Source organism: Enterobacter wuhouensis (assembly GCF_035835995.1).
GTDB classification, from domain to species: Bacteria; Pseudomonadota; Gammaproteobacteria; order Enterobacterales; family Enterobacteriaceae; genus Enterobacter; species Enterobacter wuhouensis.
The window spans coordinates 4,273,379-4,299,483 of the sequence record NZ_CP142124.1 but is presented as its reverse complement, the minus strand read 5'-3'; the positions used below and the strand labels follow the sequence as shown (position 1 = coordinate 4,299,483).

Genomic DNA, 26,105 nt, shown 5'->3' with positions numbered 1-26,105 from the left:
GTGCTTAAAAATTCTGTAGCCTGCACTCTCTCTAATCAAGGTCAACATGAGTCTGTTTCCCGTTATCGTGGTGTTCGGTCTGTCGTTCCCACCGATATTCTTCGAGCTTCTTTTATCACTGGCGATTTTTTGGCTGGTGCGCAAGGTGCTGGTCCCTACCGGGATCTACGATTTCGTCTGGCATCCTGCATTGTTCAATACCGCGCTGTATTGCTGCCTGTTTTACCTGATATCGCGCATGTTTGTCTGAGGTTGATGTGAAAACGCTAACAAGAAAAATCTCCCGCACTGCCATTACGATGGCGCTGGTCGTCCTGGCGTTCATTGCTATTTTCCGCGCCTGGGTTTATTACACTGAATCCCCCTGGACGCGCGATGCGCGGTTCAGCGCGGATGTCGTGGCGATAGCGCCCGACGTCGCCGGGCTTATCACCGCGGTTAACGTTCACGATAACCAGCTGGTGAAAAAAGATCAGGTGCTGTTCACCATCGACCAGCCTCGCTATCAAAAAGCGTTAGAAGAAGCTGAGGCGGACGTGGCCTATTACCAGGCGCTGGCTGCCGAGAAGCGTCGTGAAGCTGGACGTCGTAACCAGCTAGGCGTGCAGGCGATGTCTCGCGAAGAAATTGACCAGTCTAACAACGTGCTGCAAACCGTTCTGCACCAGCTTGCAAAAGCCGAAGCGACGCGGGATCTGGCGAAGCTCGATCTGGAGCGTACGGTGATTCGCGCGCCGTCCGACGGCTGGGTGACCAACCTCAACGTCTATACCGGGGAATTTATCACCCGTGGCTCTACCGCCGTGGCGCTTGTCAAACAGAACTCCTTCTACGTGCTCGCCTATATGGAAGAGACCAAGCTGGAAGGCGTGCGTCCTGGCTATCGCGCTGAAATCACGCCGCTGGGCAGCAATCGCGTTATTAAAGGCACGGTTGATAGCGTCGCCGCTGGCGTAACCAACTCCAGCAGCAGCAATGATTCCAAAGGCATGGCGACCGTCGATTCCAACCTAGAGTGGGTGCGTCTGGCCCAGCGCGTGCCGGTACGTATTCACCTTGATGAGCAGCAGGGCAACCTCTGGCCTGCGGGCACCACGGCGACCGTGGTGATCACCGGCGAGAAAGACCGCGATTCAAGCCAGGACTCTTTCTTCCGTAAAATGGCCCATCGCCTGCGCGAGTTTGGTTAATCGCCATGGGTATTTTCTCCATCGCCAGCCAGCATCTCCGCTTCGCCGTGAAGCTGGCGTGCGCCATCGTGCTGGCGCTGTTTATCGGCTTTCACTTCCAGCTGGAAACGCCCCGCTGGGCGGTGCTGACGGCCGCGATTGTTGCAGCAGGCCCCGCCTTTGCGGCAGGCGGTGAACCCTACTCTGGCGCAATCCGCTACCGCGGGATGCTGCGCATTGTCGGGACGTTTATCGGCTGTATTGCGGCGCTCACCATTATTATCCTGATGATCCGCACGCCGCTGCTGATGCTGATGGTGTGCTGTATCTGGGCGGGCTTCTGCACCTGGGTTTCTTCCCTGGTGAAAGTTGAAAACTCCTACGCCTGGGGTCTGGCTGGCTATACCGCGCTGATTATTGTCATCACCATTCAGTCCGAACCGCTGCTTGCCCCGCAGTTTGCCGTAGAGCGCTGCAGCGAGATCGTGATTGGTATCGTCTGCGCTATCGTCGCTGACCTGCTTTTCTCGCCGAGATCTATCAAACAGGAGGTGGACCGTGAGCTGGACGCGTTCATTGTTGCGCAGTACCAGCTGATGCAGCTTTGCATTAAGCACGGTGACAGCGAAGAGGTCGACAAGGCCTGGAGCGGCCTGGTGCGTCGCGCCCAGGCGCTGGAAGGCATGCGCAGCAACCTGAACATGGAGTCTTCGCGCTGGTCCCGCGCGAACCGCCGCCTGAAGGCCATCAACACCGTTTCGCTAACGCTGATCACCCAGGCGTGTGAAACCTACTTGATTCAAAACACCCGTCCTGAAGCGGTGACCGACACCTTCCGCGAGCTGTTCGATGAGCCGGTTGAAACGGTGCAGGACGTACACAGGCAGCTTAAACGCCTGCGCCGGGTTATCGCCTGGACGGGGGAGCGCGACACGCCGGTAACGATTTATACCTGGGTTGGCGCTGCGACGCGCTATCTGCTGCTGAAACGCGGCGTGATCGGCAATACTAAAATCAGCGCCGCAGAAGAAGAGGTGCTGCAGGGCGAGGTGGTGATCAAGGCGGAATCCGCCGAGCGTCACCATGCCATGGTTAACTTCTGGCGCACCACGCTGGCCTGTATGCTCGGCACGCTGTTCTGGCTGTGGACCGGCTGGACGTCCGGCAGCGGCGCAATGGTGATGATTGCCGTTGTGACCGCGCTGGCGATGCGTTTGCCGAATCCGCGCATGGTCGCCGTCGACTTCCTGTACGGGACAATAGCCGCACTTCCGCTCGGGGCCTTCTATTTCCTGGTGGTTCTGCCTTCGACCCAGCAGAGCATGCTGCTGCTCTGCATTAGCCTGGCGGTCATGGCGTTCTTTATTGGTATCGAAGTGCAAAAACGCCGTCTGGGATCGCTGGGCGCCCTGGCGAGCACCATCAATATTCTCGTTCTGGATAACCCGATGACGTTTCACTTCAGCCAGTTCCTCGACAGCGCGTTAGGGCAGCTGGTGGGCTGTTTCCTGGCGATGATGGTGATCCTGCTGGTTCGCGATAACTCTCAGGCGCGGACCGGACGCGTGCTGTTGAATCAGTTTGTGTCGGCTGCCGTATCGTCGCTGACCACCAACGCCGCACGCCGCAGGGAGAACCATCTTCCCGCGCTGTATCAGCAGCTGTTTTTACTGTTGAACAAATTCCCCGGCGACATCGCAAAATTTCGTCTGGCGTTAACGATGATCATTGCGCACCAGCGTCTGCGAAACGCGCCAGTGCCGATCAACGACGATCTCTCTGCGTATCACCGCCAGCTGCGGCGCACCGCTGATCATGTGATCTCCGCCTCCAGCGATGACAAACGCCGCCGCTACTTCACGCAGCTGCTGGAAGAGCTGGATATCTATCAGGAGAAGCTCAAGGTCTGGGAAGCGCCGCCTCAGGTGACAGAGCCGGTAGAGCGGCTGGTGTTTATGCTGCACCGCTACCAGAACGCCCTGACGGATAACTGATGATGGTAAAAAACCGACGCCAAAAGCGTCGGTTTTTTTGTGGCTATACTTAGTTCTGCATGCTCTTACATTCAGAAAGGGAGGACACATGACAACCCAGGCTCTTCAGGACAACATCCTTTTTCAGACCGGCTATCTGGTTAATGGCTTATGGAAAACGCTGGATACCACCTTTGACGTGCTGAATCCGGCAACCGGTGAGGTTGTTGCGAAAGTGGCAAAAGCGGGTAAAGCGGAAACCGAAGAAGCGATTGCCGCGGCGGCTAAAGCCTTCCCGGCATGGCGTGCCAAAACCGCCAAAGAGCGTTCGACGATCCTCTATCGCTGGTATGAACTGATTATTGAGAATAAAAGCTGGCTTGGCAGGTTAATGACCACCGAACAGGGCAAGCCCCTGAAGGAAGCGGAAGGCGAAGTCGAGTACGCTGCCAGCTTTATTCAATGGTTTGCCGAGCAGGCCAAGCGCGCCAATGGTGAAATTATTCCCCCCATTAAACCCGGCTCCCGCATTCTCGCGACCCGCGAACCCGTCGGCGTGGTGGCGGCGATCACGCCGTGGAACTTCCCGATGGCCATGCTCACCCGTAAATTAGGCCCGGCGCTTGCCGCAGGGTGTACGGGGGTGATTAAACCTGCCAACAACACGCCGCTCAGCGCCTTTGCGCTGCTTACGCTGGCTAAACAGGCTGGCGTACCGGATGGCGTGCTCAACGCCGTGGCGGGCAATACGCATGAAATCAGCGACGCCATTATGGCGAGCCACGACGTGCGCAAGATCTCCTTTACCGGATCAACCTCGGTAGGCAAAACGCTGGTGCGTAACGCCGCAGAAACGATGAAAAAAGTCTCGATGGAGCTGGGAGGAAATGCCCCGTATATCGTCTTTGAAGATGCGGACATTGATGCCGCGGTGAAAGGGGCAATCGCCAACAAATTCCGTAACGCCGGGCAGGTCTGCGTCAGCGTTAACCGCTTCTATATCCAGGAAACCGTTTACGATAAGTTTGTGAATCAGCTTGCCGATGCGGTGAAGGCGCTGAAGGTGGGGAATGGCGTGGAAGAGGGCGTGGTGGTGGGTCCGCTGATCGAGTCCGCTGCCGTCGATAAAGTCCGCGAGCATGTTGAAGATGCCGTGGCTAAAGGCGCGACGGTGCTGGCCGGCGGTAAGCCACACGATCTTGGCGGAAATTTCTGGATGCCAACCGTGCTCGGCGATTGCCATGAGGGCATGAAGCTGGCAGAAGAAGAGACGTTTGGCCCGGTCGCGGCCTGCTTCCGTTTCACCTCGGAAGATGAAGTTATCCAGCGGGCTAACAATACGCCTTTCGGGCTGGCGGCCTATTTCTACACCCAGAATTTATCTCGCGTTTTCCGCGTCTCACAGGCAATTGAGAGCGGCATGATCGGCATTAACGAGTGCGCGGTTTCTACGGAATTGGGGCCGTTTGGCGGTGTGAAAGAGTCCGGGCTGGGCCGTGAGGGTTCGGTATTGGGTCTGGACGAGTTTCTGGAAGTCAAAACCCTTCACATTGGAGGGCTGTAATGGACAGGGCGGCTGGCAATGAAAATCTATACCTTTGATTTTGATGAAATCGACAGTCAGGAAGCGTTCTATCGTGAATTTGTCCGCATGTTCAACCTTGAGCGGGAAAGCGTTACCAATCTGGATACGCTATGGGACGTGGTCACCGGCAATCAGTTACCGTTACCGCTGGAGATAGAGTTTATCCATCTGCCCGACAAGCTGCGCAGGCGCTTCGGCGCGCTGGTTTTATTATTTGATGAAGCGGAAGAAGAGCTGGAAGGTCAGCTGCGTTTTAACGCCCGGCATTAGTAAAAAAAAGCCCCTGACCGGGAGGCCAGGGGCAAGTCGTATGATGAGATACGACGAGGGTTTATTTATACAGCTCAGCGGTTGCGTGCCAGTGATCGCCCTGATTCAGCTCGGTAACGCGATAGCTGCTTGCGCCCGCTTTTTCAGCTTTTGCTGCCAGTTCCTGACGGATATCCATCGGAGCGCCGGTAACGGACGTTACGGATACACTACCCATAGACTGCAGATTCTGTGCCTGGTCGGCATTTACCTGTTGTACGGCTGCGCTCGCGCCGAAAGAAAGAACGGATGCCAGGCCGAGGGTTGCGATGATTAATTTGGTTTTCATAGTCTTTGCTCCTGAAAAGGGTGTTCTCAACGGCGAGAAGGGTTGAACTGCTATTTTTATGCCTGGTGCCGTTGAGTGGATAATTAGGTCTTCTGGTATTACTAAAACTTATTTGTACAGCTCAGCGGTTGCATGCCAGTGGTCGCCGGAACGCGCTTCGATGATGCGATAAGATGATGCACCCTGTTCTTCCGCTTTTTTGTTCAGCATTTCATGCATGTCCATCGGAGAGGTGCTCACCGCGCCGACAGAAACCGTGCCGATTGCCTGGCGGGATTGCGCCTGATCCGCGTTAATAGAGTCAGCCGCAAACGCACCGAATGACAGGACAGACAGGACGCTCAGCGCCGCTACAGTCGTTTTGATATTCATGATTCTTTACCTCGTCGAATTTTTTAGTGGGGTCTTGTTTCGTGACCCTCATCACAAAATCAAGTATACACTAATCACGCTAAAAATTAATACCAGACTAATTGTTTCACAGGTAATTACGTGTTAACGGCGGTAATTTTTATAACAAAAATGCATAAAAGTGGACGTTTTTTCGACATAATGTTGCTGTATATCTAATTAAATCATATGGATATGATAATTTGATTTTTTGTGCGATTTGTTGATTTGGCATTCATCAAATGAATGTTAATGGATGGTAAAAAGCACTATTTGTTAAAGTCAGAAGGGGAGAAAGCAGGGGAAAACCTGGCGGGAGCAGAACAACCCCCGCAGCTGCGCCACGGGGGGAGAGGATTACAGTTCCTGTTCGAACAGGACCAGAATCGCTTCGTAGAGATCTTTCACGGAGAAACCATTCGCAGGGGTTGTAAAGATGGTGTCATCGCCGGCGATGGTACCCAGAATGCCTTCCGCTTTACCTAATGAGTCCAGCAGGCGCGCGATCAGCTGCGCAGCACCAGGGCTCGTGTGGATCACCACCACGGCATCGTTATAGTCGATATCCAGCACCAGGTTTTTCAGCGGGCTGGAGGTGGTCGGCACGCCAAGTTCAGCAGGCAGGCAATAGACCATCTCCATTTTGGCGTTACGCGTACGCACCGCGCCAAATTTGGTTAACATGCGGGAGACTTTCGACTGGTTGATGTTATCGAAGCCTTGTTCCTGCAGCGCCTGAACAATTTCTCCCTGAGAACTGAATTTCTCTTCTTTGAGCAGCGCCTTAAACGCCTTCACTAATTCTTCTTGCTTAGACGAGCTTCGCATAAGTCACCCGGAATATGACGATAGAAACAACATTATTATGCATGTGGATGAATTTTTATGCAAATTATCTACCGAGCGGTAGTCTGAAATAATGTTATGAAAGGGAGTGATTTTATCAGAATTCGTTATCGGAAAACATGCCTGAGTCACGCCGCGCAAATAAGCTTAAAAGTAAATTAAATGTTATCAAAATGATGTTGTTTTGGTGGCTGGGCAGGGTGTATTGTAACCACCTCTTGATTCGTCACCCCCGACTGAACGTTTACGAGGGTGAAAAGCGTGTGACCTCTAATTATTTAGCTACGAAAATTGTAATTATTTACCTGCTGAATTATGGTCGCCGCAACGGAGTTGAAGATAATTAAGTTAACCATAATAAGGAGTTTAGGATGAAAGTCGCAGTCCTCGGCGCTGCTGGTGGTATCGGCCAGGCGCTTGCCCTACTACTGAAAACCCAACTGCCTTCAGGCTCAGAACTCTCCCTGTACGATATTGCCCCGGTTACCCCAGGTGTGGCGGTTGATCTGAGCCACATCCCGACAGCTGTGAAAATCAAAGGCTTCTCCGGTGAAGACGCGCGTCCTGCGCTGCAGGGTGCAGACGTGGTGCTGATCTCCGCAGGTGTTGCACGTAAGCCTGGCATGGATCGTTCAGACCTGTTCAACGTCAACGCGGGTATCGTGAAGAACCTGGTGCAGCAGATTGCAGAAATCTGCCCGAAAGCCTGCATCGGCATTATCACTAACCCGGTGAACACCACCGTAGCTATCGCGGCAGAAGTGCTGAAGAAAGCGGGCGTTTACGATAAAAACAAACTGTTCGGCGTCACCACGCTGGATATCATCCGTTCCAACACCTTCGTTGCTGAGCTGAAAGGCAAACAGCCAACTGAGGTTGAAGTGCCGGTTATCGGTGGTCACTCAGGCGTGACGATCCTGCCTCTGCTGTCGCAGATCCCGGGCGTGAGCTTCACCGAGCAGGAAGTGGCTGACCTGACCAAACGCATCCAGAACGCGGGCACCGAAGTGGTGGAAGCGAAGGCCGGTGGCGGTTCTGCAACGCTGTCTATGGGCCAGGCGGCGGCACGTTTCGGCCTGTCTCTCGTTCGAGCGCTGCAGGGCGAGAAAGACGTTGTTGAATGCGCTTATGTCGAAGGCGACGGCGAACACGCCCGCTTCTTCTCTCAGCCGCTGCTGCTGGGTAAAAACGGTATTGAAGAACGTAAGTCTATCGGTACGCTGAGCGCGTTTGAACAAAACGCGATGGAAGGCATGCTGGATACGCTGAAGAAAGATATCACCCTGGGCGAAGAGTTCGTTAACAAGTAAAACGCACTTTCCCCGGTATAAAAAAACGGAGCTTATTGCTCCGTTTTTTTATGGCCGTCAGTTGGTCGCCGGGTACTCCTGGATCGTCACCTGAATCGTCAGCTTTTTATCGTTACGCATAACTTCGACCGGGATAATTGAGCCTGGGCGTATTTCTGCCACCTGGTCCATGGTCTCGAGCGCCGATACCGCAGGCGTGCCGTTCACCGATACGATGACATCGTTGACCTGAATACCCGCGTTGGCCGCCGGGCCGCCCGGGGAGACTTCGTTAACCACGATCCCCTGAATCTGATCGATACCGCCGCCCTGCGTGTGCATCGGCGCAATCTCACGCCCGCCAATGCCGATATAACCGCGGATGACGCGGCCATCGCGGATCAGCTTATCCATAATCTTCGTCGCCAGCTGGAACGGGATCGCAAAGCCGATACCTTCCGGCGTCTCGCCGTCGTTGCTTTTATCGAAGGAGAGGGTATTGATACCCATCAGTTCGCCTAGCGAGTTCACCAGCGCGCCGCCTGAGTTGCCGTGGTTGATAGACGCATCGGTCTGCAGGAAGTTCTGCCGCCCTGACGGGTTCAGGCCAATTCGACCGGTGGCGCTGATAATGCCCTGGGTGATGGTCTGACCGAGGTTATACGGGTTACCGATCGCCAGCACCACGTCGCCAATGTGCGGCGTACGCTTGCGGTTAATCGGGATAGTCGGCAGACCGCCGGTGGCGTTGATTTTCAGCACGGCCAGGTCGGTCAGGCTATCGGAGCCGACCAGCAGGGCCTCAAACACGCGACCGTCCTGCAGCGCGACGATAATCTGGTCGGCATCGTTAATCACGTGTTTGTTCGTAATGATGTAGCCGCGCTCGTCCATAATCACCCCGGAGCCGAGCGTGCGGATCTCCAGCTGATTATGACTCGAACTATTAAGACCGCGGTTATAGACGTTAACCACGGCAGGCGCCGCACGGCGGACGGCCTGGTTATAGGTGGCCGGCGTTTCATCCGTGCTGTCAAACTGAGGGGCAGTCAGCTTGTTGAACTGGCGTAAAGAGGGCATAGCCACTAACAGCAGGCCAGCAACAATCAAACCGATAGCAATAGAACGAAAGAGCTTTAAAAGCATGATGCGCGTGTCGTTAATAAAGGAACGGTTTGCAGCATAACATGAGTTATCCGGACATCACACGCAGCGGCGATGCCCGGCGTCGCAAATGCCTAGCGTAATAAAATATAGATAGAGTCGTTGCCGCGCATAATCTGCAGGGCAATGACCGTCGGTTTACCTTCCAGCACCTTGCGCATCTCCGCGATAGACTGCACGCGATTGCGGTTCACGCCGATGATAACGTCATCCTGGTGCAAGCCCGCCTGCGCGGCAGGGCTGCTCTTCTCGACGGTATCAACGGTAATCCCCTTGGTGCCGTCTTTAAGCTGGCCGTCGCTCAGCGTCGCCCCCTGCAGGGTCGGAGCGATAAGCTCCGCGCTGGCAGAGGAAGAGGTGCTCTTGTCCAGCGTGACCTCAACATCCAGCGGCTTGCCGTCGCGAATCAGGCCCAGCTTCACTTTGGCACCCGGTTCCGTGGTGGCAATACGGGAGCGCAGTTCGGCGAAGCTGCTCAGCGGCTTGCCGTTAAGGCTGACGATGACATCACCGGATTTCACGCCAGCTTTCGCCGATCCGGAATTGGGCAGCACTTCACTGATAAACGCCCCGCGCTGCACATTGATGTTGAACGCCTTGGCGATATCCGCGCTCATCTCCATCCCTTTAATCCCCAGCAGCCCGCGTTTGACTTCACCAAACTGGATGAGCTGCTGAGACAGCGTTTTGGCCATATTGCTGGGAATGGCAAAGCCAATTCCGACGCTGCCGCCGCTCGGGGCAAGGATCGCCGTGTTAATGCCGATCAGTTCACCGTTGAGATTAAGCAGCGCACCGCCGGAGTTACCGCGGTTAATAGAGGCATCGGTCTGAATAAAGTTTTCCAGCCCTTCCAGATTCAGTCCACTGCGCCCCAGCGCGGAGACAATGCCTGAGGTGGCGGTCTGGCCGAGGCCGAACGGGTTACCGACGGCAACGGCAAAGTCGCCGACGCGCAGCTTGTCGGAGTCCGCAATGGCAATTTGCGTCAGGTTGCTCGGGTTTTGCACCTGCAGCAGCGCAATGTCGCTCTGGTCGTCACCGCCGATCAGCCTGGCATCGAATTCACGCCCGTCATTCAGCTGGACGCTAATTTTATCCGCCTGGCTGATCACGTGGTTATTGGTCAGGATGTAGCCTTTAGCCGCATCAATGATGACCCCTGAACCGAGCCCTTCAAAAGGCTGCGCCTGCTGGTCGGGAGCGTCATCACCAAAATATTTTTTCAGTTCTTCAGGGACGCGCTGGCTTTGTCGCGCCGTGCCTTCCACCTGGACGCTGACCACGGCGGGCAACACTTTTTCCAGCATCGGCGCCAGGCTCGGAATGGCGGCTTGTCCGGGTACCTGTGACGGCAAAGCCGCACCCGCAGGGTAGGATGCCGAGAGAGATAACCCGACACTTAACGCTAACGCGCTCAACAGCTGGTTTTTTTTCTTCATTGATGCTGACTCTCGTATCCTGGAATGAAAGAAGAACGGCCCCAAAAACATCCTGATGTTATTGAATTTTAAACCGCTGAACAATGAGGTGTTTGACTAAATAATAGCTGGGGACGGAAAGAAAGGACGGGCGCAGTCGCTGCGCCCGTAAAATAAATTCAGGTTGTGCGATTAATCGCGTTTTGCACCACCGCGCAGCAGGCCTGACGCGCCGTCAGAATAGTCGCGAGGCATCTGAACAGGGGCCTGATCGTTACCGGCTTCTGAGTCCGCCAGACGGTTGCGGAACGGGTTGGTTTCCGCCGTCATTTCCGGCAGCAGGCTGCTGGAGCTTTTCGCCATATGTTGGTACAGCTGACGATAGTCTGTCGCCATATTGTCCAGCAGCTCGGCGCTACGGGCAAAGTGGCTGACCAGCTCTTCGCGGTACTCTTCCAGCTCGGCTTTGTTCTTTTCCAGTTCGTACTGCAGAGACTGCTGCTGACGCAATTTGCGATTACCGAAACGCATCGCCACAGCACCAATGATGATGCCGACGACTAAACCGATTAGCGCATATTCCCAGGTCATGAACTTCTCCCGTTGTCTTGTTGTTCCGTAGGGTGTTGGCTCGGCTCCTGCCTGTGCCTGATATTGCCACTATAACCGCTATTTCTGCAGAAGTGGAATCCTGACGTATCATCGCGTAGTGTAGAACGGCCTTTTTTTCATCAGTCACGCCTGCTGGTGAGGTTTAATTGAAGGAATAACAACAAGATTATGCAAAGCCTGTCCCCCGCATCGCGATACCAACACGCCCTGAAAGAGGGTTCACACCAGCCGGATGACGTTCAGCGTGAAGCGGTAAATCGTCTGGAATCGATTTACCAGTCGCTCACGGCCCAGCCCGCAGAAACCGTGCAGGGCGGGGGGCTGAAGGCCGCGTTTGGTCGCTTCCTCGGTAAAAAAGAGCCGCAGAAGACGCCACCTGTTCGCGGCTTATATATGTGGGGCGGCGTTGGGCGCGGTAAAACCTGGCTGATGGACATGTTCTATCAGAGCCTGCCCGGTACGCGTAAGCAGCGTCTGCACTTTCACCGCTTTATGCTGCGAGTGCACGAAGAGCTGACGGCATTGCAGGGTAAAAGCGATCCGCTGGAGATCGTGGCCGACCGCTTTAAGGCCGAAACGGACGTGCTTTGCTTTGACGAATTTTTTGTCTCCGATATTACAGACGCCATGCTGCTGGGCGGGCTGATGAAAGCGCTGTTTGCGCGCGGCATTACCCTGGTGGCGACGTCAAATATTCCGCCGGACGATCTGTATCGCAACGGTCTGCAGCGCGCGCGATTCCTGCCCGCTATTGATGCCATTAAACAGCACTGTGACGTGATGAACGTTGATGCGGGTGTGGATTACCGTCTGCGCACGCTGACCCAGGCCCACCTGTGGCTTTCGCCGTTGAACGCTGAAACTACCGCTCAGATGGATACGCTGTGGCTTGCGCTGGCAGGGGCAAAACGTGATAACGCCCCGGCGCTGGAGATTAACCACCGTCCGCTGCAAACGCTGGGCGTAGAAAATCAAACCCTGGCCGTCTCTTTTGCCACGCTCTGCGTAGATGCCCGCAGCCAGCATGATTATATTGCGCTCTCGCGCCTGTTCCACACCGTGATGCTGCTGGATGTTCCTGTCATGACGCCGCTGATGGAGAGCGAGGCGCGGCGCTTCATTGCGCTGGTGGATGAATTCTACGAACGCCACGTTAAGCTGGTGGTCAGCGCAGAAGTTCCTTTATATGAGGTGTATCGGGGGGAGCGACTCAAGTTTGAGTTCCAGCGCTGCCTGTCGCGCCTGCAGGAGATGCAAAGCGAGGACTACCTCAAGCGCGAGCATATGCCGTAATAAATGCCCCCTCTTCTCGTGGGAGAGGGGCTCGGGATGAGGGGATCAGGCCTTAACTAACGCCACCCTCTTCTCGTGGGAGAGGGGCTGGGGGTGAGGGCACCAGACCGCACAGTCTCCCACCTCCGAAAAACCCATTCCAAATCACATTTAAGGGTCGATCTTTGACCTCAACTTCTCTATAATCTTGCGACCCCACGTTACGAGAAGGTTTTTTTCCCAAAACTTTCTATGTGTCGGCATTTGCTATTCGAAGGGGTAGGTTTGCCGGACTTTGTCGTGTGAGCCTCAACTGACTAAACGTTTGGGTGTTCACCAACGTGTAACTTATTTATTTGGGTAAGCTTTTAATGAAAACTTTTACAGCTAAACCAGAAACCGTACAACGCGACTGGTATGTTGTTGACGCGACCGGTAAAACTCTGGGCCGTCTGGCTTCCGAACTGGCTCGTCGCCTGCGCGGTAAGCACAAAGCGGAATACACTCCGCACGTTGATACTGGTGACTACATCATCGTTCTGAACGCAGAAAAAGTTGCTGTAACCGGCAACAAGCGCGAAGACAAAATGTACTACCATCACACCGGCCACATCGGTGGTATCAAAGAAGCGACCTTTGAAGAGATGATTGCTCGCCGTCCTGAGCGTGTGATTGAAATCGCGGTTAAAGGCATGCTGCCAAAAGGCCCGCTGGGTCGTGCTATGTTCCGTAAACTGAAAGTTTACGCAGGTAACGAGCACAACCACGCGGCACAGCAACCGCAAGTTCTTGACATCTAATCGGGATTATAGGCAATGGCTGAAAATCAATACTACGGCACTGGTCGCCGCAAAAGTTCCGCAGCTCGCGTGTTCATCAAACCGGGCAGTGGTAAAATCGTAATCAACCAACGTTCTCTGGAACAGTACTTCGGTCGTGAAACTGCCCGCATGGTAGTTCGCCAGCCGCTGGAACTGGTTGATATGGTAGAAAAACTGGATCTGTACATCACCGTTAAAGGTGGTGGTATCTCCGGTCAGGCAGGTGCGATCCGTCACGGTATCACCCGCGCTCTGATGGAGTACGACGAATCCCTGCGTTCTGAACTGCGTAAAGCTGGCTTCGTTACTCGTGACGCGCGTCAGGTTGAACGTAAGAAAGTGGGTCTGCGTAAAGCACGTCGTCGTCCACAGTTCTCCAAACGTTAATCACTTTCTGCTTACGCAGAACGATTGGCGAAAAACCCGCTTCGGCGGGTTTTTTTATGGATAATGCGCAGGTTATCCACAAAATCCATTCATCTATCTTCTCTTTTTCCACATTTCCAGAATCCCCTCACCACAAAGCCATCAAAATCTGGTAAACTATCATCCAATTTTCTGCCCAAATATCGGTGAATACTCGATTTTTGTTCGATTCTTGAACAATGTGTCTTCTCTGGGATGGGCGATATTTCATCTGGCTGGCCCCTGTTGGGCCGGTAGCAGTAAAATTCTGAATATACCTGGAGGTTTTCATGGCTGTCGCTGCCAACAAACGTTCGGTAATGACGCTGTTTTCTGGTCCTACTGACATTTATAGCCATCAGGTTCGTATCGTGCTGGCCGAGAAGGGTGTCAGTTTTGAGATCGAGCATGTGGAAAAGGATAACCCACCTCAGGATCTGATCGATCTCAACCCGAGCCAGAGCGTACCGACGCTGGTGGATCGCGAGCTGACCCTGTGGGAATCCCGCATCATTATGGAATACCTGGATGAGCGTTTCCCGCATCCGCCGCTGATGCCTGTTTACCCGGTTGCGCGTGGCGAAAGCCGCCTGTACATGCAGCGCATCGAAAAAGACTGGTACTCGCTGATGAACGTTATCGTCAACGGTTCCTCCTCTGAAGCCGATGCCGCACGTAAACAGCTGCGTGAAGAGCTGCTGGCAATTGCCCCTGTGTTTGGTCAGAAGCCATTCTTCCTGAGCGACGAGTTCAGCCTGGTGGATTGCTACCTGGCACCGCTGCTGTGGCGTCTGCCTACGCTGGGCGTTGAGTTCAGCGGCCCGGGCGCAAAAGAGCTGAAGGGCTACATGACTCGCGTATTTGAACGCGATTCTTTCCTGGCATCTCTGACTGAGCCAGAACGTGAAATGCGTCTTGGCCGAGGCTAATAACTGTGGAAATGTCACAACTTTCTCCACGCCGTCCGTATCTGCTGCGCGCCTTCTATGAATGGCTGCTGGATAACCAGCTCACGCCGCACCTGGTTGTGGATGTGACGTTGCCGGACGTGCAGGTTCCTATGGAATACGCACGTGACGGACAGATCGTGCTGAACATTGCACCGCGCGCGGTGGGTAATCTGGAGCTGGCCAATGACGAAGTGCGCTTTAACGCGCGCTTCGGCGGCGTGCCGCGTCAGGTTTCGGTTCCACTGGCTGCGGTGCTGGCGATCTACGCACGTGAAAACGGTGCTGGCACCATGTTCGAGCCGGAAGCGGCGTATGACGAAGACGTTGCCAGCCTGAACGATGACGACGCATCCGATGAACGCGAAAGCGACACCGTGATGTCTCTGATCGACGGTGATAAACCGGATCATCACGACGACAATGACCCTGATGACGATCCGCCTCCGCGCGGTGGCCGTCCGGCGCTGCGCGTAGTGAAATAATCAAACAGGCCCTCAGGGCCTGTTTTGCTTTCTGCCCCTTTTCGCCCCCTCTAATTTCCTGTGTTATGATGAGCCGTTTTCCTTCTATGGCACCGGACTGCAATGAAACCGACCGATCTTAAAGCTGAAAACTCTGATGAAACTATTGGCCGCAGCCTGCATCGTCGTCCGCTGACGCGCAAAAAGCTGTCCGATATGGTGGAGGAAGAGCTGGAGCAGATGATCCGCCGCAAGGAGTTCGCCCAGGGAGAACAACTGCCCTCCGAACGCGAGCTAATGGAGTTTTTCAACGTGGGCCGCCCTTCGGTGCGTGAGGCGCTGGCGGCGCTAAAGCGCAAAGGGCTGGTGCAGATCAACAACGGTGAACGTGCCCGCGTCTCCATGCCTTCAGCCGATACCATCATCAGCGAACTTTCAGGCATGGCGAAAGATTTCCTGACCCAGCCCGGCGGCATTGCCCATTTTGAGCAGCTACGCCTGTTCTTTGAATCCAGCCTCGTTCGGTTTGCGGCTGAGTTTGCCACTGACGATCAAATCGCTCAGCTGACAAAAGCGCTGGAGATCAACAGCCAGTCTCTGGATGATAATGCCCTGTTTATTCGATCCGACGTCGATTTCCACCGCGTGCTGGCGGAGATCCCCGGCAATCCAATCTTCAACGCGATCCACGTTGCGCTGCTCGACTGGCTGATCGCCGCGCGTCCAAAAGTGCCGGATGCCGAGCTGTATAAGCATAATGAAGTCAGCTATCGCCAGCATATTGCGATCGTCGATGCGATCCGCCGCCGCGATCCGGATGAGGCCGATCGCGCGCTCCAGACCCACCTCAACAGCGTTTCTGCCACCTGGCACGCTTTCGGCCAACATTCAAAAGCCAAAAAATAACGATCCTTTAGTGAAGCAGATCGCAATATAAGCGTTCTGTATTCCACTGCTGCTTAATTGATCTGGTATAACAGGTATAAAGGTATATCGCTATAACAAACACACGATTGATTGAGGTAACTATGGCAACGCAATTACGCGGCGTAATGGCCGCACTCCTGACCCCGTTTACTCAGCAGCAAATGCTCGATAAAGAGAGCCTGCGCCGTCTGGTGCAGTTCAATATTGAGCAAGGCATCGACGGGCTTTATGTGGGTGGCTCAACGGGAGAGGCTTTTGTGCAAAGCCTTTCAGAACGCGAGCAGGTAATGGAGATCGTGGCGGATGAGGCGAAGGGGAAAATTACCCTCATTGCCCATGTTGGCTGCGTCAGCACCGCAGAAAGCCAGCAGCTGGCAACTGCCGCCGCCCGCTTTGGGTTTGACGCCGTGTCCGCCGTCACACCGTTCTACTATCCCTTCAGCTTTGAAGAACACTGCGACCACTATCGTGCAATTATTGACTCCGCTGATGGTTTGCCGATGGTGGTCTACAACATTCCTGCGCTGAGCGGCGTTAAGTTAACGCTGGAGCAGATCAACACGCTGGTGACGCTGCCGGGCGTCGGCGCACTGAAGCAAACCTCTGGCGATCTCTTCCAGATGGAGCAGATCCGCCGCGCGCATCCGGATCTGGTGCTCTACAACGGCTACGACGAGATCTTCGCCTCCGGACTGCTGGCAGGCGCTGACGGAGGGATCGGCAGTACGTACAACATTATGGGCTGGCGCTATCAGGCGATCGCTAAAGCGGTTCGGGAAGGGGATAACGCCACCGCGCAGCGCCTGCAAGGCGAGTGCAACAAGGTTATCGACCTGCTGATCGGCGCCGGCGTCTTCCGTGGTCTGAAAACGGTGCTGCACTATATGGACGTGGTCTCCGTACCGCTGTGCCGCAAGCCGTTTTCACCCGTGGACGAAAAATTCGTGCCCGCGCTTAAAGCCCTGGCAGAGCAGCTCATGGCGGAAAAACGCTAACGCATTACGTAGGCCGGACAAGGCACAGCCGCCGTCCGGCAAAACGACAGAGAAATCGTCGGGAGAGTGAAATGAGTATATCTACCCAAAGCATCCCGTGGTACCGCCATCTTAGCCGCCCGCAGTGGCGCGCATTCTCCGCTGCCTGGCTGGGATATTTGCTTGATGGCTTCGATTTTGTACTGATTGCCTTAGTTCTGACGGAAGTGAAAAGCGAGTTCGGCCTGACGACGGTGGAAGCTGCGAGCCTGATTTCGGCGGCCTTTATCTCACGCTGGTTCGGTGGCCTGCTGCTGGGAGCGATGGGCGATCGCTATGGCCGCAAGCTGGCGATGATTACCAGCATTGTTCTTTTCTCCTGCGGCACCCTGGCCTGCGGGTTTGCGCCGGGCTACGTCACCATGTTTATCGCCAGAATGGTGATCGGCATGGGGATGGCGGGCGAATACGGCTCCAGCGCAACCTACGTAATCGAAAGCTGGCCAAAGCAGCTGCGCAACAAGGCGAGCGGCTTTTTGATTTCCGGTTTCTCCGTGGGGGCCGTCATCGCCGCGCAGGTCTACAGCCTCGTGGTCCCCGTCTGGGGCTGGCGCGCGCTGTTCTTTATCGGCATCTTGCCTATCGTTTTTGCCCTGTGGCTGCGCAAAAACATCCCGGAAGCCGAGGACTGGAAGGCGAAGCACGCTGGCAAAGCGCCGGTGCGCACGATGGTCGATATTCTGTATCGCGGTAAGTACCGCGTCATCAATATTGCCATGACGCTGTTTGCCGGTGCGGCGCTGTGGCTCTGCTTTGCCGGAGAGCTAAACAACGTTGGGATGGTGGTTATTCTGGGGCTGCTGTGCGCCGTCGTTTTTATCAGCTTTATGGTGCAAAGCAGCGGCAAACGCTGGCCCACTGGCGTAACGCTGATGGTTGTGGTGCTGTTTGCCTTTCTCTATTCGTGGCCGATTCAGGCGCTGCTGCCAACCTATTTGAAAACGGAGCTGGCCTACGATCCGGCTACGGTGGCTCGCGTGCTGTTCTTCAGCGGATTTGGCGCGGCGGTGGGCTGCTGCGTAGGCGGTTTTCTTGGCGACTGGCTGGGCACGCGTAAAGCGTACGTCTGCAGCCTGCTGGCCTCGCAGCTGCTCATAATTCCGGTATTTGCGATCGGCGGCGCGAATATCTGGGTGCTCGGGCTGCTGCTCTTTTTCCAGCAGATGCTGGGTCAGGGCATTTCCGGGATCTTACCTAAGCTCATCGGCGGCTATTTCGATACCGACCAGCGGGCGGCCGGGCTTGGATTTACCTATAACGTCGGCGCGCTGGGCGGGGCGCTTGCACCGGTGATCGGCGCTCTGCTGTCCCAGCGGATGGAGCTGGGAACCGCGCTGGGATCGCTCTCCTTTGGCCTGACGTTTGTCGTGATCCTGTTGATCGGCCTCGATATGCCGTCCCGCGTTCAGCGCTGGATCAGGCCGGAAGCGCTGCGTACTCACGACGCCATCGACGGTAAACCGCTGAGCGGAGCCTTTCCTGCGGGCGCGGTCAAACGCGAGCAGGTGATGAAATGACGACGCTGGCAATCGATATTGGCGGCACGAAGCTCGCTGCCGCCCTGGTTGAAGGGGACGTTATGTCGATGCGCAGGGCGTGCCCGACCCCCGGCAGCCGGACGCCGGGCGCGCTTGAGGAGGCGCTACGTGCCCTGGTTTTACCCCTGGTTAAGCACGCCGGGCGCGTGGCGGTGGCATCGACAGGGATTATTCATAACGGCGTGCTCACCTCCATCAATCCGGCCAACCTGGGCGGCCTGGAGCACTTTCCGCTGGTCGCCTTTCTGGAAGCCGCCACGCAATTACCGGTCACGGCGGTTAACGACGCGCAGGCCGCCGCATGGGCAGAGTTTTGCGCCTTGCCCGAGAGGGACGATATGGTGTTCCTGACGGTTTCAACCGGCGTGGGCGGCGGCGTTGTACTCAATGGAAAACTTCAGACGGGCAGCGGCGGGCTGGCCGGGCATCTTGGGCATACGCTGGCCGATCCCGCCGGGCCGCTTTGTGGCTGTGGACGACGAGGATGCGTTGAAGCCATTGCCTCAGGCCGGGGCATTGCCGCTCAGGCGCAGGGCGAACTGGCAGGGCTGGATGCGAAGGCGATATTCAGCCGGGATACGCCGCAGGCCCGCGGGCTGGTGGCAAGTTCGGCACACGCGCTGGCGCGACTGATCGCCGACGTGAAAGCCGTTACCGACTGTCAGGTTGTCGTGGTCGGCGGCAGCGTGGGGCTGGCGGAGGGGTATCTACCCCTGGTGAAAGCCTGTTTATCGCAGGAGCCAGACGTGTATCAGGTGCCCCTTCGGGCGGCGCATTATCGTCACGACGCCGGGCTATTGGGCGCGGCGCTGTTAGCTACAGGAGACGCGTTATGATGATGGGAGAGCTGCAGTCACTGGCATCGTCGGGCCTGCCCGCCGCACTGGTGAATGCTCTCACGCTGGCGGTTGCCGCCCGGCCGCAGGAGAAAGCGCCGGGCCACTACGCACTGCAGGGTGATGATATCTTTATGAATGTTATGCAGTTTTCTACACAAGCTCCGGAGCTGAAAAAGGCAGAGCTGCACGCGGAGTATATTGATATCCAGCTCCTGTTAGCCGGTGAAGAGCGGGTTCTGTTTGGCGTGGCGGAGTCCGCGCGCGGGTGCGAGGAAATGCATAGCGCCGAGGATTATCAGCTTTGCAGCCGCATCGAAGGGGAGCAGTCGGTAGCGTTAAGACCGGGGATGTTCGTGGTGTTTATGCCGGGGGAACCGCATAAGCCAGGGTGTATCACCGACTCGGCGGGAGAGATTAAAAAGGCCGTGGTGAAGGTTCGCGCCAGCCTGCTAAGCGCATAAAAAAAGCCGGATGGTTTTCCATCCGGCTCGATCTTTTACACTTCCAGGTAGTTAAGAATACCGTCAGCCGCTTTACGCCCTTCGGCAATCGCCGTCACCACCAGGTCGGAACCGCGAACGATATCGCCACCGGCGAAGATTTTCGGGTTGCTGGTCTGGAAAGCGTTATCGCTGCCTTCTGGCGCAATCACGCGGCCCTGCGAATCCAGCTCGACGCTGTGCTTCGCCAGCCACTCCATGCTGTGAGGACGGAAACCGAACGCCATCACCACGGCATCGGCAGGGATCACGTGTTCAGAGCCTGCCACGATTTCCGCGCGACGACGGCCCTTCGCATCCGGCGCGCCCATCTCCGTGCGCGCCATCTTCACGCCGCTCACTTTACCGTTAGCATTCACTTCCACGCCCAGAGGCTGAATGTTGAACTGGAACTCCACGCCCTCTTCACGCGCGTTTTTCACCTCGCGCTTAGAGCCCGGCATGTTCTCTTCATCGCGACGGTAGGCGCAGATGACGTGGGCCGCGTTCTGGCGAATAGAGGTACGCACGCAGTCCATCGCGGTATCACCGCCGCCCAGCACCACCACGCGCTTGCCTTCCATGCTGACGAACGGCTCTTCGGCGGTTTCGCCGTAGCCCATAATCTGCTTGGTGTTGGCAATCAGGAACGGCAGAGCGTCAAACACGCCGGGCGCGTCTTCGTTCTCCAGGCCGCCGCGCATGGACTGATAGGTGCCCACGCCCAGGAACACGGCATCGTAATCTTTCAGCAGATCGTCGAGCTGCACGTCGCGGCCCACTTCCACGTTCAGTTTGAACTCGATGCCCATGCCGGTGAAGATTTCACGGCGACGGGTCATGACCTCTTTTTCCAGCTTGAAGGCCGGGATACCGAAGGTCAGCAGGCCGCCGATTTCCGGATGACGGTCAAAGACCACCGCCTTCACGCCGTTGCGGGTCAGCACGTCCGCACAGGCCAGGCCCGCCGGTCCCGCGCCGATGATGGCCACGCGCTTGTCGGTTTGACGCACGCCGGTCATATCCGGACGCCAGCCCATCTCGAACGCTTTATCGTTAATATAGCGCTCGATGTTGCCGATGGTCACCGCACCGAACTCATCGTTCAGCGTACAGGAGCCTTCGCACAGACGGTCCTGAGGACACACGCGGCCGCACACTTCCGGCAGGGTGTTGGTCTGGTGAGAAAGCTCGGCCGCTTCAAAAATACGCCCTTCGTTGGCCAGCTTCAGCCAGTTCGGGATGTAGTTATGTACCGGACATTTCCATTCGCAGTAAGGGTTACCGCAGGACAGGCAGCGGTCTGCCTGCGCTTTGGCCTGGCCTTCTGAAAACGGCTCGTAGATTTCAACAAATTCAATTTTGCGGATCTTCAGCGGTTTCTTTGGCGGATCAACACGCTGCAGGTCGATAAACTGGTATACGTTCTGGCTCATCTGAATTCCTTACTGCGCCTGCACGCGCAGCTCTGCTGCGCTACGACTACGGTGACCCAACAGGGCTTTAACATCGCTGGACTTCGGCTTAACCAGCGCGAATTTCGCAGAGAACGCCGGCCAGTTCGCCAGGATCTCTTCGCCGCGCGAAGAACCGGTATGCTGCACGTGTTCGGTAATCAAACCGCGCAGGTGTTCTTCGTGGATAGCCAGCGTATCAACGTCCAGCACTTCCACCAGCTCCGGGTTCACGCGCTTGCGGAACTCACCGTCTTCGTCCAGGACGTACGCAAAACCGCCCGTCATGCCCGCGCCGAAGTTCACGCCGGTTTTACCCATTACGCAAACAATCCCGCCCGTCATGTATTCACAGCCGTTATCGCCAATGCCTTCCACCACGGTGATAGCACCAGAGTTACGCACCGCAAAACGCTCGCCCGCACGGCCTGCTGCGAACAGGCGACCGCCGGTCGCGCCGTACAGGCAGGTGTTACCGATGATGCTCGCTTCGTGGCTGCGGAAGGCGGAGCCAACCGGAGGACGCACCGCCAGCAGACCGCCCGCCATGCCTTTCCCGACGTAGTCGTTGGCATCGCCGGTCAGGTACAGCTCAACGCCGCCTGCGTTCCACACGCCGAAGCTCTGGCCCGCCGTCCCGCTGAAGTGCGCGGTAATCGGGTCGGCAGCCAGCCCCTGGTCACCGTGCGTTTGCGCGATGTAGCCGGAGAGCGACGCGCCCACGGAGCGGTCGGTGTTGCGGATATCAAACCAGAACGTTTTGCTCTGCTTGTCGTCTACGTACGGCTTCGCCTGCTGAAGCAGCTGCGCGTTCAGCACGCCGTTGTCGAACGGCGGGTTCTTCTCGGTGCAGTAGACCGCTTTGCCAGGGTGCGGCTGCGCGGTTTCCAGCAGCTTGCCCAGATCCAGCTTCTGCTGCTTAGCGGTAAACCCTTCCAGCTCTTTCAGCAGGTCGGTACGGCCAATCAGGTCTACCAGGCGCTTCACGCCCAGCTGCGCCATCAGCTCGCGGGTTTCGCGGGCGATGAAGTCAAAGTAGTTGGTCACTTTGAACGGCAGGCCGTGATAGTGGTTCTTACGCAGCTTCTCGTCCTGGGTTGCAACGCCGGTTGCGCAGTTGTTCAGGTGGCAAATACGCAGGTATTTACAGCCGAGTGCAACCATCGGGCCGGTACCGAAGCCGAAGCTTTCCGCGCCGAGGATCGCCGCTTTGATGATGTCGAGGCCGGTTTTCAGGCCACCGTCCACCTGCAGGCGGATCTTGTGACGCAGACCGTTAGCCACCAGCGCCTGCTGGGTTTCCACCAGCCCAAGCTCCCACGGGCAGCCCGCGTATTTTACGGAGGAGAGCGGGCTTGCGCCGGTACCGCCGTCGTAGCCGGCGATGGTGATGAGGTCCGCATAGGCTTTCGCCACGCCGGTAGCGATGGTGCCGACGCCCGGTTCGGAAACCAGCTTCACGGAGATCATCGCCTTCGGGTTGACCTGCTTCAGGTCGAAAATCAGCTGCGCTAAGTCCTCGATAGAGTAGATATCGTGGTGCGGCGGCGGGGAGATCAGCGTCACGCCCGGCACCGAGTAGCGCAGTTTGGCGATGTACGGGGTAACTTTATCACCCGGCAGCTGACCGCCTTCGCCCGGTTTCGCACCCTGAGCGACTTTAATCTGAATCACGTCGGCGTTGACCAGATACGCAGGCGTTACGCCAAAGCGACCGGATGCCACCTGCTTGATGCGGGAGACCTTGTTGGTGCCGTAACGCGCAGGGTCTTCACCGCCTTCGCCGGAGTTGGAGTTGCCGCCGATGCTGTTCATGGCTTCCGCCAGCGCCTCGTGGGCTTCCGGGCTCAGCGCGCCGATGGACATCGCCGCGGTATCAAAGCGTTTGAACAGCTCGGTTGCAGGCTCTACGTCGTCAATGCTGACGGCTTCGTCACCCGGGTTCAGGGCGATAAGGTCGCGCAGCGTCGCCGCCGGACGGTTGTTCACCAGCTCAGCGTACTGCTGATAATCGCCGTATTCGCCGCTCTGAACCGCCTGCTGCAGCGTGCGCACCACGTCCGGGTTGTAGGCGTGGTATTCGCCACCGTGAACGTATTTCAGCAGACCGCCCTGATCCAGCGGCTTACGTGCCAGCCAGGCGCGTTTTGACAGGTTCACCAGATCCTGCTGGAAGTCAGCAAAACCGGCGCCGCCGATGCGGCTGATCACGCCCTGGAAGCAGAGGTTGGCGACATCGTCATGCAGGCCGACCGCTTCAAATAGCTTCGAGCAGCGGTAGGAGGCAATGGTCGAGATGCCCATTTTGGACATGATCTTATACAGGCCTTTGTTGATGCCGTTACGGTAGTTCAGCATCACCGCGCGGTAGGCTTTGTCGATGGCGCGGGTATCCACCAGACGGGCCAGCGTTTCATAGGCCAGGTACGGGTAGATCGCCGTCGCACCGAAGCCTAACAGCACCGCAAAGTGGTGCGGATCGCGGGCGCTCGCGGTTTCTACAATGATGTTGGCGTCGCAGCGCAGGCTCTTGTCGACCAGACGCGTCTGGATTGCACCTACCGCCATTGGCGCAGGCACCGGCACGCGGTTTTTCGCGATGTTACGGTCAGACAGCACCAGCAGCACGGTGCCGTTACGCACCATCTGTTCGGCTTTGTCACACAGCGCATTCACCGTCTCTTCGAGGGTCGCTTCGGTCACGTCGAAGGTAATATCGAGCGTGTCGGCGCGGTAGTGCTCCTCTTTCATGGTGGTGAGCTGCTTGAAATCGGAGTACAGCAGGATCGGCGATTTGAAGGTCAGACGGTGCGCCTGACCTTCGGCCTCGCAGAAGACGTTCATCTCGCGGCCGATGCTGGTCGCCAGCGACATTACGTGCGCTTCACGCAGCGGGTCGATCGGCGGGTTGGTCACCTGCGCAAACTGCTGGCGGAAGTAGTCGTAAATAATGCGCGGCTGGCTGGAGAGCACGGCAAACGGGGTATCGTCACCCATAGAGCCGACCGCTTCCTGGCCGTTTTCGCCGAGCACGCGGATAACAGAGTCCAGCTCTTCCGCACTGTAGTTAAACTGTTTCTGGAAGCTCGCGAGGGTGTCGTCGTCCATTTCGCGGCTGCCCACTTCTTCGTCCGGCAGGTCCTCGAACGGCACCAGGCGGCGGACGTTTTTCTCCATCCACTCTTTGTACGGATGGCGGCTTTTCAGATCGTGATCGGTCTCGGCGGAGTGCAGGATGCGGCCGCCGCGGGTGTCGATAACCATCAGCTCGCCCGGACCGACGCGGCCCTTCTCGACCACTTCGTCAGGCTGGTAATCCCAGATCCCGACCTCAGAAGCGCAGGTGATGAGCTTGTCTTTGGTGATGACGTAGCGTGCGGGACGCAGGCCGTTACGGTCCAGGTTACAGGCAGCGAAGCGACCGTCGGACATCACGATGCCCGCCGGGCCGTCCCACGGCTCCATGTGCATGGAGTTAAAGTCGAAGAACGAACGCAGCTCGGGGTCCATATCCGGGTTGTTCTGCCAGGCCGGCGGCACGAGCAGGCGCATGGCGCGCACGATGTCCATCCCGCCCGCCAGCAGCAACTCCAGCATGTTGTCCATTGAGCTGGAGTCAGAGCCGGTTTCGTTCACGAACGGTGCGGCATCGTGCAGATCAGGGATCAGCGGCGTCTGGAACTTATAGGTACGGGCGCGGGCCCACTGGCGGTTACCGGTGATGGTGTTGATCTCGCCGTTGTGCGCCAGATAGCGGAACGGCTGTGCCAGCGGCCAGCGTGGAACGGTGTTGGTGGAGAAGCGCTGGTGGAACAGGCAAATGGCCGATTCCAGACGCAGGTCCGCCAGGTCCAGGTAGAAGCGCGGCAGGTCAGCCGGCATACACAGACCTTTATAGATGTTTACCAGGTTCGAGAGGCTACAGACGTAGAACTCTTTATCCTCCTGGAGACGTTTTTCAATGCGGCGGCGGGCGATAAACAGGCGGCGTTCCATATCGCGTGGACGCCAGCCCGCAGGCGCGTTGACGAAAATCTGTTCAATGCGAGGCAGCGAGGAGAGGGCGATTTCACCGAGCACCCCTTCGTTGGTTGGCACATCGCGCCAGCCGACAATAGACAGGGTTTCACGCTGAAGTTCTTCTTCGACGATGCGGCGTGAGGCGGCAGCCTTTTCAGTGTCCTGATTCAGGAACAGCATGCCGACAGCGTAGTTTTTGGCTAAACGCCAGCCGCGCTCTTCCGCCACGATGCGGAAGAAACGATCCGGTTTTTGCAGCAGCAGGCCGCAACCGTCGCCGGTTTTACCATCGGCAAGGATGGCACCACGGTGCTGCATACGGGCCAGTGCGTGAATAGCGGTACGCACTACCTTGTGGCTAGGTTCGCCTTCTATGTGGGCGATCAGGCCGAAACCACAGTTATCCTTCTCAAGGGATTTATCGTACAACATATCAGTGAACCTCCCCAGGCTCGTCGGGCTTCCCACTGAACTTTACCGTGGCGCACAGGCACAGAAAGAGCATGGCGACGGGGTTTGCGTTTCATACGCGGACCTCGCATTCGCCCTCTTAATATCCTTTTCGCGCAGGTAAACAAGTTTGAGGACTTGCTTCAGAGGGAATCTCAATTACTGCATAAATATGATGAGCAGGCTGCTCATCCAGAAAGCTTCCAGCGGATTTCCAACTTATCGGGAATTGGTACACAGGTCAAATGGCAATCTTATTTATACAAAAATGTGCTAAAGAGGTATTAACTATTTGTATGTAAAAGATATTTAACTATTTTTACAACCAGCAAACGCCCTGAAAAGAGCCTGCGTAGTGTGATCTGACTCACTATATGAAAGCGGTATTATCGATGTAGCGTGCTGAAT

General features: G+C 56.6%; 24 protein-coding genes. 16 read left to right on the top strand and 8 right to left on the bottom strand.

The window, feature by feature from the left end; genetic code table 11:
- Window positions 1-46: 46 nt before the first annotated feature.
- The 5 genes from aaeX to VPX56_RS20455 all read left to right on the top strand — a co-directional run bounded on the left by aaeX (window position 47) and on the right by VPX56_RS20455 (window position 4,997).
- Complete coding sequence (aaeX, locus tag VPX56_RS20475) at window positions 47-250, top strand: p-hydroxybenzoic acid efflux pump operon protein AaeX (RefSeq protein ID WP_003860416.1); 204 nt, start codon at window positions 47-49, stop codon at window positions 248-250.
- Window positions 251-257: 7 nt separating this feature from the next.
- Window positions 258-1,190 (top strand): p-hydroxybenzoic acid efflux pump subunit AaeA, encoded by a 933-nt coding sequence (aaeA, locus tag VPX56_RS20470; RefSeq protein ID WP_131635268.1) that lies wholly within the window; start codon window positions 258-260, stop codon window positions 1,188-1,190.
- A gap of 5 nt (window positions 1,191-1,195) precedes the next feature.
- Window positions 1,196-3,163 carry a p-hydroxybenzoic acid efflux pump subunit AaeB gene (gene aaeB / locus VPX56_RS20465; protein WP_131635269.1) on the top strand — a complete coding sequence of 656 codons (1,968 nt, stop codon included), beginning with the start codon at window positions 1,196-1,198 and terminating at the stop codon, window positions 3,161-3,163.
- 88 nt (window positions 3,164-3,251) lie between these two features.
- Entirely contained in the window at window positions 3,252-4,706 is a 1,455-nt protein-coding gene (locus tag VPX56_RS20460) for an NAD-dependent succinate-semialdehyde dehydrogenase (protein WP_263610395.1), read from the top strand.
- An 18-nt stretch (window positions 4,707-4,724) separates the two neighbouring features.
- On the top strand, window positions 4,725-4,997 hold the full coding sequence (locus VPX56_RS20455) for a barstar family protein (RefSeq protein WP_326468625.1): 273 nt from the start codon (window positions 4,725-4,727) through the stop codon (window positions 4,995-4,997).
- Between the two features lie 61 nt (window positions 4,998-5,058).
- Here VPX56_RS20455 and yhcN (VPX56_RS20450) read toward each other — a convergent pair whose 3' ends face one another.
- The 3 genes from yhcN (VPX56_RS20450) to argR all read right to left on the bottom strand — a co-directional run bounded on the left by yhcN (VPX56_RS20450) (window position 5,059) and on the right by argR (window position 6,543).
- Window positions 5,059-5,325, bottom strand: coding sequence for a peroxide/acid stress response protein YhcN (gene yhcN, locus VPX56_RS20450; protein WP_131635272.1), 267 nt, complete (start codon window positions 5,323-5,325; stop codon window positions 5,059-5,061).
- Window positions 5,326-5,433: 108 nt separating this feature from the next.
- On the bottom strand, window positions 5,434-5,697 hold the full coding sequence (yhcN, locus tag VPX56_RS20445; protein ID WP_326468620.1) for a peroxide/acid stress response protein YhcN: 264 nt from the start codon (window positions 5,695-5,697) through the stop codon (window positions 5,434-5,436).
- Window positions 5,698-6,072: 375 nt separating this feature from the next.
- Complete coding sequence (gene argR, locus VPX56_RS20440; RefSeq protein WP_003860428.1) at window positions 6,073-6,543, bottom strand: transcriptional regulator ArgR; 471 nt, start codon at window positions 6,541-6,543, stop codon at window positions 6,073-6,075.
- A 389-nt stretch (window positions 6,544-6,932) separates the two neighbouring features.
- Between argR and mdh the strand changes: the two genes are divergently transcribed.
- Window positions 6,933-7,871, top strand: a complete 939-nt coding sequence (mdh, locus tag VPX56_RS20435; RefSeq protein WP_326468617.1) for a malate dehydrogenase — start codon at window positions 6,933-6,935, stop codon at window positions 7,869-7,871.
- Window positions 7,872-7,928: 57 nt separating this feature from the next.
- Here the strand turns inward: mdh and degS are convergent, their stop codons facing one another.
- From degS to zapG, 3 genes are all read right to left on the bottom strand, one after another.
- On the bottom strand, window positions 7,929-8,996 hold the full coding sequence (gene degS, locus VPX56_RS20430) for an outer membrane-stress sensor serine endopeptidase DegS (RefSeq protein ID WP_131635275.1): 1,068 nt from the start codon (window positions 8,994-8,996) through the stop codon (window positions 7,929-7,931).
- Window positions 8,997-9,088: 92 nt separating this feature from the next.
- Entirely contained in the window at window positions 9,089-10,456 is a 1,368-nt protein-coding gene (gene degQ / locus VPX56_RS20425) for a serine endoprotease DegQ (protein ID WP_131635276.1), read from the bottom strand.
- Window positions 10,457-10,627: 171 nt separating this feature from the next.
- On the bottom strand, window positions 10,628-11,026 hold the full coding sequence (gene zapG, locus VPX56_RS20420) for a Z-ring associated protein ZapG (protein WP_006178827.1): 399 nt from the start codon (window positions 11,024-11,026) through the stop codon (window positions 10,628-10,630).
- A gap of 189 nt (window positions 11,027-11,215) precedes the next feature.
- Between zapG and zapE the strand changes: the two genes are divergently transcribed.
- The 10 genes from zapE to nanQ all read left to right on the top strand — a co-directional run bounded on the left by zapE (window position 11,216) and on the right by nanQ (window position 19,755).
- Window positions 11,216-12,340: a cell division protein ZapE gene (gene zapE, locus VPX56_RS20415; RefSeq protein WP_326468614.1), complete on the top strand. Its 1,125-nt coding sequence runs from the start codon at window positions 11,216-11,218 to the stop codon at window positions 12,338-12,340.
- Window positions 12,341-12,690: 350 nt separating this feature from the next.
- Window positions 12,691-13,119, top strand: coding sequence for a 50S ribosomal protein L13 (rplM, locus tag VPX56_RS20410; RefSeq protein WP_131635278.1), 429 nt, complete (start codon window positions 12,691-12,693; stop codon window positions 13,117-13,119).
- Between the two features lie 15 nt (window positions 13,120-13,134).
- Window positions 13,135-13,527 (top strand): 30S ribosomal protein S9, encoded by a 393-nt coding sequence (gene rpsI / locus VPX56_RS20405; protein ID WP_003860436.1) that lies wholly within the window; start codon window positions 13,135-13,137, stop codon window positions 13,525-13,527.
- Window positions 13,528-13,835: 308 nt separating this feature from the next.
- Window positions 13,836-14,474 carry a stringent starvation protein SspA gene (sspA, locus tag VPX56_RS20400; protein ID WP_003860438.1) on the top strand — a complete coding sequence of 213 codons (639 nt, stop codon included), beginning with the start codon at window positions 13,836-13,838 and terminating at the stop codon, window positions 14,472-14,474.
- 5 nt (window positions 14,475-14,479) lie between these two features.
- Window positions 14,480-14,977 carry a ClpXP protease specificity-enhancing factor gene (sspB, locus tag VPX56_RS20395; RefSeq protein WP_263610400.1) on the top strand — a complete coding sequence of 166 codons (498 nt, stop codon included), beginning with the start codon at window positions 14,480-14,482 and terminating at the stop codon, window positions 14,975-14,977.
- A gap of 102 nt (window positions 14,978-15,079) precedes the next feature.
- Window positions 15,080-15,862: a transcriptional regulator NanR gene (gene nanR / locus VPX56_RS20390; protein WP_063442144.1), complete on the top strand. Its 783-nt coding sequence runs from the start codon at window positions 15,080-15,082 to the stop codon at window positions 15,860-15,862.
- A 122-nt stretch (window positions 15,863-15,984) separates the two neighbouring features.
- On the top strand, window positions 15,985-16,878 hold the full coding sequence (gene nanA, locus VPX56_RS20385; protein ID WP_063442146.1) for an N-acetylneuraminate lyase: 894 nt from the start codon (window positions 15,985-15,987) through the stop codon (window positions 16,876-16,878).
- Between the two features lie 71 nt (window positions 16,879-16,949).
- On the top strand, window positions 16,950-18,434 hold the full coding sequence (locus tag VPX56_RS20380) for an MFS transporter (RefSeq protein ID WP_063442147.1): 1,485 nt from the start codon (window positions 16,950-16,952) through the stop codon (window positions 18,432-18,434).
- The gene (gene nanK, locus VPX56_RS20375) at window positions 18,431-19,291 is read left to right on the top strand and encodes an N-acetylmannosamine kinase (protein WP_326468609.1); all 861 of its coding nucleotides are present in this window, start codon (window positions 18,431-18,433) and stop codon (window positions 19,289-19,291) included. Before VPX56_RS20380 ends, nanK begins: the two co-directional genes overlap by 4 nt.
- Window positions 19,288-19,755, top strand: coding sequence for an N-acetylneuraminate anomerase (nanQ, locus tag VPX56_RS20370; protein ID WP_326468607.1), 468 nt, complete (start codon window positions 19,288-19,290; stop codon window positions 19,753-19,755). Before nanK ends, nanQ begins: the two co-directional genes overlap by 4 nt.
- A gap of 35 nt (window positions 19,756-19,790) precedes the next feature.
- Here the strand turns inward: nanQ and VPX56_RS20365 are convergent, their stop codons facing one another.
- On the bottom strand, window positions 19,791-21,209 hold the full coding sequence (locus VPX56_RS20365; protein ID WP_119936799.1) for a glutamate synthase small subunit: 1,419 nt from the start codon (window positions 21,207-21,209) through the stop codon (window positions 19,791-19,793).
- Window positions 21,210-21,218: 9 nt separating this feature from the next.
- Window positions 21,219-25,679, bottom strand: coding sequence for a glutamate synthase large subunit (gene gltB, locus VPX56_RS20360; protein ID WP_131635283.1), 4,461 nt, complete (start codon window positions 25,677-25,679; stop codon window positions 21,219-21,221).
- Window positions 25,680-26,105 lie beyond the last annotated feature (426 nt).

Bases quoted from the DNA above. Each gene is read 5' to 3' on its own strand.
- aaeX (WP_003860416.1), top strand. From the start codon at position 47: ATGAGTCTGTTTCCCGTTATCGTGGTGTTCGGTCTGTCGTTCCCACCG.
- aaeB (WP_131635269.1), top strand. From the start codon at position 1,196: ATGGGTATTTTCTCCATCGCCAGCCAGCATCTCCGCTTCGCCGTGAAG.
- VPX56_RS20460 (WP_263610395.1), top strand. From the start codon at position 3,252: ATGACAACCCAGGCTCTTCAGGACAACATCCTTTTTCAGACCGGCTAT.
- VPX56_RS20455 (WP_326468625.1), top strand. From the start codon at position 4,725: ATGAAAATCTATACCTTTGATTTTGATGAAATCGACAGTCAGGAAGCG.
- yhcN (WP_131635272.1), bottom strand. From the start codon at position 5,325: ATGAAAACCAAATTAATCATCGCAACCCTCGGCCTGGCATCCGTTCTT.
- yhcN (WP_326468620.1), bottom strand. From the start codon at position 5,697: ATGAATATCAAAACGACTGTAGCGGCGCTGAGCGTCCTGTCTGTCCTG.
- argR (WP_003860428.1), bottom strand. From the start codon at position 6,543: ATGCGAAGCTCGTCTAAGCAAGAAGAATTAGTGAAGGCGTTTAAGGCG.
- mdh (WP_326468617.1), top strand. From the start codon at position 6,933: ATGAAAGTCGCAGTCCTCGGCGCTGCTGGTGGTATCGGCCAGGCGCTT.
- degS (WP_131635275.1), bottom strand. From the start codon at position 8,996: ATGCTTTTAAAGCTCTTTCGTTCTATTGCTATCGGTTTGATTGTTGCT.
- degQ (WP_131635276.1), bottom strand. From the start codon at position 10,456: ATGAAGAAAAAAAACCAGCTGTTGAGCGCGTTAGCGTTAAGTGTCGGG.
- zapG (WP_006178827.1), bottom strand. From the start codon at position 11,026: ATGACCTGGGAATATGCGCTAATCGGTTTAGTCGTCGGCATCATCATT.
- zapE (WP_326468614.1), top strand. From the start codon at position 11,216: ATGCAAAGCCTGTCCCCCGCATCGCGATACCAACACGCCCTGAAAGAG.
- rplM (WP_131635278.1), top strand. From the start codon at position 12,691: ATGAAAACTTTTACAGCTAAACCAGAAACCGTACAACGCGACTGGTAT.
- rpsI (WP_003860436.1), top strand. From the start codon at position 13,135: ATGGCTGAAAATCAATACTACGGCACTGGTCGCCGCAAAAGTTCCGCA.
- sspA (WP_003860438.1), top strand. From the start codon at position 13,836: ATGGCTGTCGCTGCCAACAAACGTTCGGTAATGACGCTGTTTTCTGGT.
- nanR (WP_063442144.1), top strand. From the start codon at position 15,080: ATGAAACCGACCGATCTTAAAGCTGAAAACTCTGATGAAACTATTGGC.
- nanA (WP_063442146.1), top strand. From the start codon at position 15,985: ATGGCAACGCAATTACGCGGCGTAATGGCCGCACTCCTGACCCCGTTT.
- VPX56_RS20380 (WP_063442147.1), top strand. From the start codon at position 16,950: ATGAGTATATCTACCCAAAGCATCCCGTGGTACCGCCATCTTAGCCGC.
- nanK (WP_326468609.1), top strand. From the start codon at position 18,431: ATGACGACGCTGGCAATCGATATTGGCGGCACGAAGCTCGCTGCCGCC.
- nanQ (WP_326468607.1), top strand. From the start codon at position 19,288: ATGATGATGGGAGAGCTGCAGTCACTGGCATCGTCGGGCCTGCCCGCC.
- VPX56_RS20365 (WP_119936799.1), bottom strand. From the start codon at position 21,209: ATGAGCCAGAACGTATACCAGTTTATCGACCTGCAGCGTGTTGATCCG.
- gltB (WP_131635283.1), bottom strand. From the start codon at position 25,679: ATGTTGTACGATAAATCCCTTGAGAAGGATAACTGTGGTTTCGGCCTG.